Consider the following 417-nt stretch of genomic DNA (forward strand, 5'->3'; position numbering starts at 1 on the left):
CGTGGTGGTGCTGGGCGGGCGGGGCACGGGCATCGGCACGACCTACGCGGTCCCATGGGTGGAGCTGATCACCCCGCACGCGGGCGCGCAGCCCACCGTGCTGGGCCTGCCGCTGATGCCGCAGCCGCGCGTGTGGCACACGTGCTCCGCGCTGCCAGACGGCTCCGTGCTCGTGGTGGGCGGCGTGGACGACAGCACCGGGGAGACCCGCGCCAACACAGAGGCCCTGGTGGTGATGCCGCCGCCGCGAGACTGAACGGCGGTCACCCGGAAACACGAAGGCCCCGCGTCCCGGTGAGGGGACGGCGGAGCCTGGGTGCTTCAAGCAGGGACGCGGATCAGACGTTGGACGGCGGGGCCTCGGAGGGCTTCGCCTCGCCCTCGGTGGACGCCGGGGCGGCGGCGGGGGCTTCCGTC

At 74.8% G+C, this 417-nt stretch carries 1 pseudogene; it reads left to right on the forward strand.

Annotated features, from left to right (window positions below):
- Nucleotides 1-256: pseudogene (locus D7W79_RS44205) on the forward strand (hypothetical protein); the annotation flags it as partial.
- Nucleotides 257-417: the final 161 nt, after the last annotated feature.

Source organism: Corallococcus exercitus (assembly GCF_003611585.1).
Classification (GTDB): domain Bacteria; phylum Myxococcota; class Myxococcia; order Myxococcales; family Myxococcaceae; genus Corallococcus; species Corallococcus exercitus.